Source organism: Sphingomonas sanguinis, assembly GCF_001476905.1.
GTDB classification, from domain to species: domain Bacteria; phylum Pseudomonadota; class Alphaproteobacteria; order Sphingomonadales; family Sphingomonadaceae; genus Sphingomonas; species Sphingomonas sanguinis_B.
Window position 1 is genome coordinate 170,448 of the sequence record NZ_LDTE01000001.1, and the last position, 12,115, is coordinate 182,562.

Below are 12,115 nucleotides of genomic sequence, written 5' to 3' on the forward strand. Positions count from 1 at the left end.
GCACCGATGTCGTTGGTTTCGCCGGACTTCTACGCGCAGCCGGTCGATGACGTTGCACAGGGGCTGATCGGCGTCACCCTGACGGTCGGCGGCGTGGGCGGGATCATCGTGGAAACGGAGGCCTATGATGCGGCCGACCCCGCCTCGCACAGCTTTGCCGGGCGAACCGCACGCAATGCGGCCATGTTCGGACCGGTCGGCCACGCCTATGTCTACCGCATCTACGGGCTGCACCACTGCCTCAACATCGTGTGCGGCACGCCGGGCAGCGCAGTCCTGATTCGTGCGATCGAGCCGCAACATGGCATCGATTCCATGCTGGCGCGGCGCGGCATCGCTCGCCCGCTACGGGAATTGTGCGCCGGTCCGGGGCGGCTATGCGCAGCACTCGGGATCGACATGGCGCTGGACGGGGCATCGCTCGATAGGCCGCCGTTTCTTTTGGAAGACACGGACACGGTGCCGGACATTATGACGGGGCCCAGGATCGGCATTACCAAGGCCACCGATCGGCCGAGACGCTTCGGTTTGCGCAGCTCGCCATGGCTCAGCCGCCCATTTCCCGGTTCAAATTGATGCAATGCGGTGTAAATATCGGCGCCTTCACCCCGCAACGCAGCAACTTATTTACTTGATCTCCACCATATTTATCACGAGCCTGCCTCCCATAATAAATAAGGGGCGAGTCGATGGAGTGGATCAAGGTCCTGGCGGTGGTCGCCATGGTCTATGGCGTTTGGGCAGCCTATCGGTCACTGGGCGCGCCAGTTCTTCACGAAGGTGCTCGCTATTTCCGCCAGCCCGATGGCAGCTTCCGCCGCTGGTATGGCGGTCGGCGCTTCAGCGCCGACGAAGTGGGGGCACCCGAGCAAGCCTGATTTCCCACCGGGGGCGGTCAGCCGTCAGACAGCTGGCCGCCACTATGATTGCGCCTTCACGCGACCCATATCGGGTGGCGGAAGGAAACGATCTCTCATGATACCCGATCTGGGCATCCCCCTGCCCCTGGCCGCCGTGGTCGCAGCGGCAATCCTGGCGGTGGTTCTGGCGCGCCGGGTGCCTGTGTTGCGCGTGGCGCTCAATCTGGTCAGCTGGGTCATCCTGGGTGGTCTGCTGATCGTCGTCCTGCAACAGCGTCAGCAATTCGATCCCTATATCCAGCGCGCGATGCAGGTCCTCAATCTTCAGGATCAGAATGTGGTCGGCGATACGGTGCGCATCCGCATGTCGCCCGATGGCCATTTCTGGGCGCGGGTGACGATCGGCGACGTCAGCCGACGGATGCTGGTCGACAGTGGCGCGACGCTGACAGCGCTGTCGACCGATACCGCGCAGGCGGTCGGACTGCGCCCGGCCAAGCCTGTCTTCCCGGTCATACTGAACACCGCCAACGGCATGATCCGCGCCCAAACCGCGCAGATCGACTCGCTGCGCATCGGCACCATCCGCGCCGATGACGTACCCGTTGTCATCTCGCCCGCCTTTGGCGATACCGATGTGCTGGGAATGAATTTCCTGTCGCGGCTTAAAAGCTGGCGGGTAGAGGGCTCGACCCTGATCCTGGAACCGCATCATCCGCAGCCCTTAACCGGACGCTCATGATATAAGTGATACGGAAAGAAGACAGAATTCGCGGCGTTTGGCCCGTTGTTCGATTGACTTGATGGTGTAGCTTTTTCATGCGTCAGACTATGACCACTCCCCTGTCGCGCATGCTGTCGCTCCCGCCGCAGCTCGACCGATATGTTGCCCAGGCCATTGAAGCAGGCGAATTTGCCGACGAGCAAGCCCTGCTGATCGCCGCGATCGACCGGATGCGGGCGGACAGTTCGTTCGGTGATCCGGCGACCTGGCTGGTCGGTGGCGGCGAGTGTGGACAACTGGTCCGCGACCGCGATTGGGCAGACAGTCCGCTCGGCCCCATCGGCCAGTGGCCCGGTGTCCTGTGCACCACGGTCGCCAATATCGTGCATTCGCCGATCGCCAAGGTCCTGATGTGGGGACCGGATCATGTCATGCTCTACAATGACGCCTATCGCAGCGTCGCGGGGCCACGCCATCCTGCGGCCTTTGGCGGACGCGTCGAGCAGGTCTGGCCCGAAATCTGGGATTGGAATCGTGACATTCTGGAGCGCGGTTTCCGGGGCGAGGATATCGCTTTTCGCGACCAGAAACTGATCGTGACGCGCGCGGGTGTCGAGGAAGAGGTAGTCTTCGACCTCTACTACACGCCCGTCTATCTCGAACGTGGCGATGTGGGCGGCGTGATGTGCACGGTCGTCGAGAATACCGGTCGCGTCGCCGCCGAGCGCCGTCTGGCCGAGAGCGAAGCGGAACTGCGGATCATCACCGACTCGCTGCCCGTTCTGGTCGCCTTCGTCGATCGTGAGGAGCGTTACCGCTTCGCCAATGACTATTACCGCGAATTTCTCGGTGTCGACCCAGAGGGCATGCTGGGGCAGCGCATCGGCGATATATTGACCGATGATGACTATAGCGAGCGCAAACCGCTGATCGACCGGGCGCTGGCGGGCGAGACGGTGGTGGCGGACGTCCACATGCACCACCGGGACGGAAGCCGCCGCCGGGCCGAGACACGCTACATCCCCCGCCGGGGCGACGACGGGACGGTCATCGGCTTCCACATCCTGGTCTTCGACGTGGACGAGCGGATGCGCCATTCGGAAGCGGTCGAGCGCAGCAATCGTCGTTTCCGTGCGGCCATGGATGCAGTGCATGGCGTGCTGTGGACCAACAGCGCCGATGGCCGCATGATCGGGGAACAGCCCGGCTGGGCCGCGATCACCGGCCAGTCTCGCGAGGAATATCAGGGCTTCGGTTGGGCAAACGCGGTCCACCCAGACGATGCCGCAGCCTCGGTCGTCGCCTGGAACGAAGCCGTCGCCGCGAAGGGCATGTTCATCCACGAGCATCGCGTCCGTCGCCATGACGGCGAATGGCGGACCTTCGCCATCCGCGGCTTGCCCATCATCGGTTCGGACGGCGAACTGATCGAATGGGTCGGCGTCCATACCGACATCACCGAGCAGCGCGCCGCAGAACAGGCGCTGCGCGACCAGGCCTCCATCCTTGCGCGCCAGGTCCATCACCGCGAACGCGCCGAGGCGCAGCTGCGTCAGCTCAACGAGACGCTGGAAAGCCGCGTCATCGAGGAGATCGCTGAGCGTCGGCAGGCCGAGATGAAGCTGGCCCAGGCGCAGAAGATGGAGACGATCGGCAAGCTGACCGGCGGTGTCGCGCATGACTTCAACAACCTGTTGCAGGTTGTATCGGGCAACCTCCAGCTGCTGGGCAAGGACGTTGCGGGCAATGACCGCGCCGAACAGCGTGTCGCCAATGCGATGGCGGGCGTTTCGCGCGGGTCCAAGCTGGCGGCACAGCTGCTTGCCTTCGGTCGGCGCCAGGCGCTGGAGCCCAAGGTCGTCAACGTCACCCGCTTCGTCCAGGGCATGGACGACATGCTGCGCCGCGCGATCGGCGAGGGCGTGGAGATCGAGACGATCGTCGGCGGTGGCTTGTGGAACACCTTCATCGATCCGGCGCAGATCGAAAATGCGCTGCTGAACCTGGCCATCAACGCACGCGATGCGATGGAAGGCCAGGGCAAGCTGACCATCGAACTGGGCAATGCGCATCTCGACGACGATTACGCCCGAACCCATGATGAGGTGACGCCCGGCCAATATGTCATGCTGGCCGTCTCCGACACTGGCAGCGGCATGTCGGACGATATCATCCACAAGGTCTTCGAGCCCTTTTTCTCGACCAAAGGCGAGGGCAAGGGGTCGGGGCTGGGACTGTCGATGGTCTATGGCTTCGTCAAACAGTCTGGCGGCCATGTGAAGATCTATTCCGAGGTCGGCCACGGCACCACGATCAAGCTCTATCTGCCCCGCGCCATGGAGGCCGAGGATGTCGAGGTTGCGGTCGATACCGGCCCGATCACCGGCGGGACCGAAACGGTGTTGGTCGTCGAGGACGATGCCGAGGTGCGCGCGACCGTCGTCGAGCTACTGTCCGACCTGGGCTATCGGGTGTTGAAGGCGGTGGATGCGCAGAGTGCGCTGAACGTCATCGAAAGCGGCATCCCGATCGACATGCTCTTCACCGATGTCGTGATGCCCGGGACGTTGAAGAGCCCCGAGCTTGCCCGCAAGGCGCGCGAGCGTCTGCCCGATATCGCGGTGCTGTTTACGTCGGGCTATACCGAGAATTCGATCGTCCATGGCGGACGGCTGGACCGGGGGGTGGAGCTGCTCTCCAAGCCCTATACTCGCGAAGCGCTGGCGCGGAAGTTCCGGCATGTGCTGGCCAACCAGCGTCAGCGGCGCATGGCGACCAGCGAGGCTCCGTCCACCCGCTCCGAGTCACCCGTCGAAGAAGTTCGCCCCCAGCCGCTGCATGATGGCCGTACCATCCTGCTGGTCGAGGATGACGATCTGATCCGTATGAGCACGGCCGAGACCCTGCAGGATGCGGGCTTCGTCGTCGTCCATGCCGTGACCGCCGAAGAGGCGATGACCGCGCTTCAGACGGCGCAGATCGATGTGCTGGTAACCGACCTGAACCTGCCGGGCGAGTCGGGCGTCGAACTGGCTGGGCGGGCAAGGCAGTTGCGGCCCACGCTGTCGATCGTCTTTGCGACGGGTGACGGCGGCATGGCGGCGGAAGCGGCGAATATGGAAGCCGCACTGTTGACCAAGCCCTATACGGCGACCCAACTGGTCGCTGCGATCCAGGGCCGGTTGGCAGTTATGGAGCAGGCGACCCAGCCCTGAGCCGGGCCGCCTACCCCTTTCCGGTCGGACTCATGCCGGAGGGGGGCGGCAGGGGAGTCCTTGCGAAACGCGTAGAACTTGTGAGGGAGTTAGCGAGCCTTCCAGCCCTCGATGGCGGCGAAGGTGATGATCACCGCCAGCACGAGCAGGGCACCCTGCAATTCCAGTGCGGTCAAATCGAACTCCATCGTCATCGGTTACCTCCCGAATGATTGGCCAGACGCTCTGTTCGCCCGCTATCGGAAACGACTCAGGGGCGAACATCAAAACGGTGAGGTGGCTCCGTGCCCCGAGGGGGTGGGGCCCGGCGCCAACCTCTGCGAACTGTAATACGCATCGAGTTTTGCTGTCGTGCAGCGAAACCGTGACAAATCATGTCCGGCAGTGAGGAAGTCGAATTTCTGCGCAGAGCCCGCCTTCGGGGCGGTTGGCCAGCGTCAATTCCCCACCCTCCGCCGCGACGACCCGCGCGACGATCGACAGGCCCAGGCCGAAGCCCACCGTGTCCCGCCGCCGTGCCGTATCGAGCCGGACGAACGGCTCCAGCACCAATTCCAGCGACTCCTCAGGGATGCCCGGCCCATTATCCTCGACGCGGATGCGCACATCGTCGCCGGGCTCGGCGCGCAAGGTGATGGTGGCGTGATCGCCGTAATGGAGCGCATTCTCGACCAGGTTGGTCAGCGCACGCTTCACCCCGAACCGGCGCAACCGGCAGTCGAGGTGATCCGGTCCGACATAGCGGACGTCACGGCCATGGTCGGCCGCATCATCGGCCAGATTGGCGCAGAGGATGGCGAGGTCGGTCAGCTCGGGCTGCTCGGCATCGCCCTCCCCGCCCAGAAAGGCGAGCAGCGAGGAGACCATCGCCTCCATCTCCTCGATATCGGTGCCGATCGCCTCGCGCACTTCGTCGTCATGGATCGCATCGGCGCGTAGGCGAAGCCGGGCAAGCGGGGTGCGCAGATCGTGGCCCACCGCCGCCAGCGCGCGGGTACGCTCGTCGATCAACCGGCCGATACGTGCCTGCATCCGGTTGAAGGCGCGGGTCACATGGCGCACCTCGCCCGGGCCTCGCTCCGGCACGATCAGCGGGGCGTGGCCGCCCTGCCCCCGGCCCAGCTTGTCCGCCGCCCGCGCCAGCATCCGCAACGGCTGCAACGTCCGCCCGATCAACGCACCGCTCAGCAGCATCAGCGCAATGGCCGGGATCAGGGCGAGCAACACACGACCCAGCGCCAGGTCGAGCGTGCGCACCCCCTCCCTCATCCGAAAGCTGAGCAAGGTGCCGTCGTCGAGGCGCAGGTCGCCCGACACCACCGAGGTCCGGCCGGGCGAGGTCAGCCGCAGGTGAATGTCGGTCGCCGCCAGGGTCGGTTCCCAGTCGACGATCTGGCGCTGCATGCTGTCCATGGCGGGCGCGATGGTGGGGCGCGGTGGCGCGGCGGGAGACCAGCTGACGATGTACCGATCGGTGGTCAACTCCTCGGCGACTTCGGGACGTTCGATCGGTGGCCGCTCGTTCAGGACGCGGCGCGCGACGATCAGATGTTCGGCCAGCCGCCGCGCTTCGTCGTCGCGGACCGAGACATGGCTGGCCCGTTCGTAGAGATAGGTGGAGACGGCGAACTCGATCGTCACCGCCAGCAGCAGGATCGCGACGATCCGGCCGAGCAGGCCGACCGATGGGCGGATCACCGCCGCTCCACCGGCACGTTCAGCATATACCCGACACCGCGCACCGTGACGATCGGCGCCGCGCCCCCCGCCCCCGACAGCTTGCGGCGGAGGCGGCTGACCAGCACGTCGATGCTGCGGTCCGAACTGTCGCCGATCCGCGCGCGCGACAGCTCGATCAGCCGCTCGCGCGCGACGACCCGCTGGGCATTGTCGAGAAAGGCGACGAGCAGATCGAATTCGGCACCCGTCAATTCGACCTGCGCGCCCGAGGGCGACATCAGTTCACGCCGCGGCAGGTTCGCGGTCCAGCCGTCAAAGCCCAATATCCCGGCTTCGCGCTCGCCCGGCGTGTTCTCCAGCCCGCCGCGACGCAGTACGGCGCGAATGCGCGCCACCAGTTCACGCGTACCGAACGGCTTGGCGAGATAATCGTCCGCACCGAGTTCCAGCCCGACCACCCGGTCGACCTCGCTGCCCTTGGCGCTGATGAAGATGATAGGGACTGCACTTTTCTGGCGAACCTGGCGGCACAGGTCGATACCGCTGGTGCCCGGCAGCATGATGTCCAGCAGGATCAGGTCGATCTGCCCGACCTCCAGCGCCTGCCACATTTCGGGCGCGGCATTGGCCAGCTTCACGGCAAAGCCGTTTTCCTGCAAGGCGCGGGCGGTCAGGGTCCGAAGGGCGGGATCGTCCTCGACGATCAGGATGGTGGGCGGCGTCACCCTGCTTGGCTAGGCAGGTGCGACGCCATCGTCAACGGCCGGTCCGGGCCGATCCTCGCCGAGTGGCTGCAAATGTGCGGCATAATGGGCTGCGCGCGAGGCATAGCCGGTGGCCGATCCGCGCAACCGCGCAATCTCGCCGGGCTCCAGCGTTCGTACGGCGCGGGCAGGCGCACCGACGATCAGGCTGCCGGGCGCAAAGACCTTGCCCTCGGTCACGAGGGCACCCGCACCGACCAGCGAGCCTGCGCCAATCACCGCGTCGTTCAGCACCGTCGCGCCCATGCCGATCAGGCAGCCATCCCCGATCGTACAGCCATGCAAGACTGCGAGGTGCCCGACCGTACAATCCGCGCCGATGGTCAGCGGACTGCCCGGATCGGAGTGAAGCACGGCACCGTCCTGTACATTGCTCCGCGCGCCGACCCGGATGACACCGTTATCGGCGCGCAGCACCGCCCCGAACCACAGGCTAACCTGTTCGGCGAGGATCGCCTGTCCGATCACATCGGCCGAGGGCGCGATCCAGGCTGTGTCGTGAACATCGGGGCGGTGGTCGTCCAGCGCATATAGCGGCACTATGCCATCTCCATCTGATCCAGGGGCTGCTTGGCGGCCTGGCGATAGCGGTGGAGCAGCGGCTCGGTATAGCCATTGGGCTGGCTCAGCCCCTGAAAAATCAGTGCGCGGGCTGCCTGGAACGCCAAGCCGCCCGGGTTTTCGGCAAGCGACCGATAGGCGGGATCGCCCTGGTTCTGTGCGTCGACCTTCGCCGCCATGCGGGCCAGCGCCGCCTCGACCTGATCGGCGGTGACGACGCCGTGGTGCAGCCAGTTCGCGATATGCTGGGACGAGATGCGCAGCGTGGCGCGGTCCTCCATCAGGCCGATATCGTGCAGGTCGGGCACCTTGGAACAGCCGACACCCTGGTCAATCCAGCGCACGACATAGCCGAGCAGCCCCTGCGCATTATTGTCCAGCTCGGCCGTGATCTCCTCTGCCGACCAGTCGGGCGCGGTGGCGACCGGCGGGGTGAGCAGCCGTTCCAGCGCCGCGACCGGTTCGGCAGTTCGAGCCCGCTGGCGGGCGACGACGTCGATCCGGTGATAATGGGTCGCGTGCAGCGTGGCGGCGGTCGGTGACGGCACCCAGGCGGTAGTCGCGCCCGACTGCGGATGCGCGCCCTTCTGCGCCAGCATGTCGGCCATGCGGTCGGGGGCCGCCCACATGCCCTTGCCGATCTGGGCCCGCCCGGCAAAGCCGCAGGCCAGGCCGATCTGGACATTGCGATCCTCATAGGCCGCGATCCAGTCGCATTCCTTCATCGCCGCCTTGCGCACCATCGGCCCCGCCTGCATCGCGGTGTGGATCTCGTCGCCGGTGCGGTCGAGGAAGCCCGTGTTGATGAAGACGATCCGGTCCTTCACCGCATGGATGCAGGCGGCCAGATTGGCGGACGTCCGGCGCTCCTCGTCCATCACCCCGATCTTGATCCGATGCCGGTCGAGGCCCAGCATATCCTCCACCGCATCGAACAGCCGATCGGCGAAACCGGCTTCGTCCGGCCCGTGCATCTTGGGCTTCACGATGTAGATGGAGCGGCCCTGGCGCGTCGCGATCAGGCTGGTGACGATGGCGTCGAGAATGCCTTCGGGTGCTTCGGACCCATCGGGCAGCAGGACGGCGGGCGTGGTCATGAGATGGCCGACATTGCGGACGAACAACAGACTCCGCCCCGGCAGGCTGAACGCACTGCCGTCCGGCGCAATATAGGCGCGGTCGTCCGCCAGCCTTCGGGTCGTCGTCCGCCCGCCCTTCTCGACCTCTGCGGTTAGCGTACCGTCGATCAGGCCCAGCCAATTGGCATAGCCCGCGACCTTATCCTCCGCATCGACCGCCGCGACCGAATCCTCCAGGTCGCAGATCGTGGTCAGCGCGGACTCCAGGATAATGTCGGCGATGCCCGCCGGGCTGGTGCGACCGATCGTATGGGTCGGATCGACTATGATCTCGATATGCAGGCCATGGTTGCGGAACAGCCAGCCGCGTTCGCTGCGCCCCCGAAACTGGTCGGGGTCGCGCAGGGCTTTGACAGCCTCGGCCAAGTCCGAGACGCCCTGCCAACCGCCCTCGACTGGCAGCGCATCGTCCAGAAAGGCGCGGGCCCAGCCGATGACCGCCGCGCCGCGCATCGGGTCATAGCGCGTCTCGGTCGGGATGGGCGCAAGCGCATCGGTGCCATATAGCGCGTCGTACAGGCTCCCCCACCGCGCGTTGGCGGCGTTCAGCAGAAAGCGGGCGTTGAGCATCGGCACCACCAATTGCGGCCCGGCCAGTTCGGCGACCTCCGCATCGACATCGCGCGGCGCGATGGTGAACGGGGCAGGCTCGGGCGCGAGATAGCCGATCTCGGTCAGGAAAGCCCGCTGGCTGGCACCATCGGTCGCTCCGGCTTGGACGTACCATTCATCGATCTGCGCCTGAAGCGCGTCGCGCCTTGCCAGAAGGGCTGCATTCTCCGGGGCGAAGCGGGCGAGGATATCCGCCATGCCCGACCAGAAACGATCGGCATCGACGCCGCTGCCCGGCAAGGCGCGATCTTCCAGAAAAGCGACCAGCGCGGGCGCGATCGAAAGGCCGTGGCGTTGCATCATCGCGTCTCTCCTTCAAACGTCCGGGTCCATGATAGGCCATCGCTATTACGCGTGACAGTAGGCATAATCGAACCGCTGTCGATCGCAGGAGGAACGAATGGACCCCGATATCGCGCTGTTCGTCGATGTGGTTCGCGAAGGCAGCCTGGCCGCCGCCGCACGAGCATGGCGCCTGTCGCCCGCCATGGTGTCCAAACGTATGGCGCGGTTGGAAGCGAGGCTGGGCGTGCGGCTGCTGCATCGGACCACCCGGCGGCTGTCCCCGACTCCTGCGGGGGCTGCCTTCCATGCCGAGGTCGGGCCGCTGATCGCCGGGCTCCGCGTTGCCGAAGCGCGCATGGCCCAGACAGCGGCCGAGCCCGCCGGGCCTTTGTCGATCAGTGCCCCGACCTCGTTCGGTCGCCTCTGGATCGCGCCCTTCCTGCCCGCCTTTCTGGAACGCTATCCCGAGATCAGGCTGAAGGTCGAGCTGAGCGACGATTATGTCGACCTGCTGGGCGGGGGTGCCGACTTGGCGATCCGCATCACCGCCACGCCGCCCACAGGGCTCGGCGCGCATCGCATGGCCGACAATCGCCGCATCCTGTGCGCCAGCCCGGCCTATCTCGCCCGCGCGGGCACGCCCGGCACGATCGCCGCGCTTCGCCAGCACCGTCTGCTCGCGGCGCGCGGCCAGTTTCCCTGGCGGCTGACCGGCGCGACCGTCTCCGGCGACAGCGTGGTCGAGACCGACAGCAGCGAAATGGTCCGCGAACTGGCGCTGGCGGGCGGCGGCATCGCGCTGCGCTCGCTCTGGGATGTCGCCGATGCGCTGGCCGACGGACGGCTGGTGCGAGTGCTGCCCGCTTATGAAGGATCGGTCGCGGTCGGCATCTGGGCCATCTACGCAGCCTTGGGTGCGCCCGCAGCCGTCCCTGCGCTGCTCGGTCACCTGGCCGAGCAATGGCGCGGCGCGGCGTGGCAGACATGACGGAGCCGTCATTTTCCCGTGCATCGGAGCAACACAGGCTCTAGGCACAGGCCAAAGGGTTCAAGGGAGTGACGCTTCGATGGCAGGTGGTCTGGTCGCATTGCTGGACGACGTGGCGGCGATCGCCAAGCTGGCGGCGGCGTCACTCGACGATGTGGCGGGTGCATCGGCGCGTGCCGGCGCCAAGGCGGCGGGTGTGGTCATTGACGACACGGCGGTGACGCCACGCTATGTCGTCGGACTGGCACCGCAGCGCGAACTGCCCATCATCGGCAAGATCGCGCTGGGGTCGTTGCGCAACAAGCTGATCTTCCTCCTCCCGGCCGCCCTCTTGCTCAGCGCCTTTGCGCCCTGGGCGATCACCCCGATCCTGATGGCGGGCGGCGCGTTTCTCTGCTTCGAGGCGAGCGAAAAGATCCTCGAGACGCTGACCGGTAGCCATGAAGACGCAGCCGAGGCCGTCCCGGTCGATGCCAAGGTGCTGGAGGATCGGCAGGTCTCGGGCGCGATCCGGACCGACCTGATCCTGTCGGGCGAGATCATGGCGATTGCGCTCTCCGAACTGCCCGACCTGTCGATCGGGACCCAGGCGATCGCCCTCGCGCTGGTCGGTATCGCTATCACCATCGGCGTCTATGGCGTGGTCGCCGCCATCGTAAAGATGGACGATATCGGCTTGCATCTTGCCCGTCGCGAGGGGCGCGCCGCACAGGCGATCGGCCGGGGCCTGGTGAAAGCCATGCCGCTGGTCCTGCGCGTGCTGGCGGTGGTCGGCACCGCCGCCATGGTCTGGGTCGGCGGCGGGATCATCGTCCACGGCATGGAGGAGTTCGGGCTGACCACCCTGCCCCATCTGATCCACGACACCGCACATCACGCGGGCGAGGCGATGCCCGTGGCGGGCGGAGCCGTGGCCTGGATCATCGGCGCCATCGGATCGGCGATCGTCGGCTTGATCGTCGGTGCAGTCATCGTGGGCGTCCTGCACCTGATCCCCCGGCGCGGCGCCAGCCACTGAGCATAGGGCGGACGTCAGCCGCCCCGGACGCCCTCCACCTCCATCAGGCCGGGCGCCAGCATATGCCCGGTCACGGTCACTGGCTTGCCGACATGATCGACCGGCACCCGCATCAGCCGCAGTTCGACCAGCGTGCCGTCATCGCCTTGGAGAAGAAACGCCCCCTGTTGCCGCACCAGGCGGCCTGAGCGGGAAATCGGTGACCGGGCGACGTCAGGGGAAGCGGACTCTGTCATGGAACAGGCCACCCCTGCGCCCCTTCGACGGTT

Annotated in this window: 11 protein-coding genes; 6 read left to right on the top strand and 5 right to left on the bottom strand. The window is 66.2% G+C overall.

What is annotated here, in order from left to right:
* The first annotated feature begins 6 nt into the window (after positions 1-6).
* From SB4_RS00825 to SB4_RS00840, 4 genes are all read left to right on the top strand, one after another.
* A complete protein-coding gene (locus SB4_RS00825; protein WP_058750998.1) occupies positions 7-576 on the top strand; it encodes a DNA-3-methyladenine glycosylase in 570 nt (189 codons plus the stop codon).
* A gap of 113 nt (positions 577-689) precedes the next feature.
* A complete protein-coding gene (locus SB4_RS00830; protein ID WP_058750999.1) occupies positions 690-878 on the top strand; it encodes a hypothetical protein in 189 nt (62 codons plus the stop codon).
* A 97-nt stretch (positions 879-975) separates the two neighbouring features.
* Entirely contained in the window at positions 976-1,602 is a 627-nt protein-coding gene (locus tag SB4_RS00835) for a retropepsin-like aspartic protease family protein (protein ID WP_058751000.1), read from the top strand.
* An 89-nt stretch (positions 1,603-1,691) separates the two neighbouring features.
* Positions 1,692-4,799 (top strand): response regulator, encoded by a 3,108-nt coding sequence (locus SB4_RS00840; protein ID WP_241488430.1) that lies wholly within the window; start codon positions 1,692-1,694, stop codon positions 4,797-4,799.
* A gap of 372 nt (positions 4,800-5,171) precedes the next feature.
* Here SB4_RS00840 and SB4_RS00845 read toward each other — a convergent pair whose 3' ends face one another.
* Genes SB4_RS00845 through SB4_RS00860 form a run of 4 tightly spaced genes read right to left on the bottom strand, consistent with a single transcriptional unit; the run spans position 5,172 to position 9,858 of the window.
* Positions 5,172-6,497 (bottom strand): ATP-binding protein, encoded by a 1,326-nt coding sequence (locus tag SB4_RS00845; RefSeq protein ID WP_058751001.1) that lies wholly within the window; start codon positions 6,495-6,497, stop codon positions 5,172-5,174.
* Positions 6,494-7,204: a response regulator gene (locus tag SB4_RS00850; protein WP_056434946.1), complete on the bottom strand. Its 711-nt coding sequence runs from the start codon at positions 7,202-7,204 to the stop codon at positions 6,494-6,496. Before SB4_RS00850 ends, SB4_RS00845 begins: the two co-directional genes overlap by 4 nt.
* 9 nt (positions 7,205-7,213) lie before the next feature.
* Positions 7,214-7,783, bottom strand: a complete 570-nt coding sequence (locus SB4_RS00855) for a gamma carbonic anhydrase family protein (protein WP_058751002.1) — start codon at positions 7,781-7,783, stop codon at positions 7,214-7,216.
* Positions 7,783-9,858, bottom strand: coding sequence for a malate synthase G (locus SB4_RS00860; protein WP_058751003.1), 2,076 nt, complete (start codon positions 9,856-9,858; stop codon positions 7,783-7,785). Before SB4_RS00860 ends, SB4_RS00855 begins: the two co-directional genes overlap by 1 nt.
* A gap of 97 nt (positions 9,859-9,955) precedes the next feature.
* Between SB4_RS00860 and SB4_RS00865 the strand changes: the two genes are divergently transcribed.
* On the top strand, positions 9,956-10,828 hold the full coding sequence (locus tag SB4_RS00865; protein WP_058751004.1) for a LysR family transcriptional regulator: 873 nt from the start codon (positions 9,956-9,958) through the stop codon (positions 10,826-10,828).
* Positions 10,829-10,907: 79 nt separating this feature from the next.
* Positions 10,908-11,846 carry a DUF808 domain-containing protein gene (locus SB4_RS00870; protein ID WP_058751005.1) on the top strand — a complete coding sequence of 313 codons (939 nt, stop codon included), beginning with the start codon at positions 10,908-10,910 and terminating at the stop codon, positions 11,844-11,846.
* Between the two features lie 14 nt (positions 11,847-11,860).
* Here SB4_RS00870 and SB4_RS00875 read toward each other — a convergent pair whose 3' ends face one another.
* Positions 11,861-12,082, bottom strand: a complete 222-nt coding sequence (locus tag SB4_RS00875; protein WP_058751006.1) for a DUF5818 domain-containing protein — start codon at positions 12,080-12,082, stop codon at positions 11,861-11,863.
* Positions 12,083-12,115: the final 33 nt, after the last annotated feature.

Coding starts and splice junctions, on each gene's coding strand:
- SB4_RS00830 (WP_058750999.1), top strand. CDS start 690: ATGGAGTGGATCAAGGTCCTGGCGGTGGTCGCCATGGTCTATGGCGTT.
- SB4_RS00825 (WP_058750998.1), top strand. CDS start 7: ATGTCGTTGGTTTCGCCGGACTTCTACGCGCAGCCGGTCGATGACGTT.
- SB4_RS00875 (WP_058751006.1), bottom strand. CDS start 12,082: ATGACAGAGTCCGCTTCCCCTGACGTCGCCCGGTCACCGATTTCCCGC.
- SB4_RS00840 (WP_241488430.1), top strand. CDS start 1,692: ATGACCACTCCCCTGTCGCGCATGCTGTCGCTCCCGCCGCAGCTCGAC.
- SB4_RS00865 (WP_058751004.1), top strand. CDS start 9,956: ATGGACCCCGATATCGCGCTGTTCGTCGATGTGGTTCGCGAAGGCAGC.
- SB4_RS00860 (WP_058751003.1), bottom strand. CDS start 9,858: ATGATGCAACGCCACGGCCTTTCGATCGCGCCCGCGCTGGTCGCTTTT.
- SB4_RS00835 (WP_058751000.1), top strand. CDS start 976: ATGATACCCGATCTGGGCATCCCCCTGCCCCTGGCCGCCGTGGTCGCA.
- SB4_RS00870 (WP_058751005.1), top strand. CDS start 10,908: ATGGCAGGTGGTCTGGTCGCATTGCTGGACGACGTGGCGGCGATCGCC.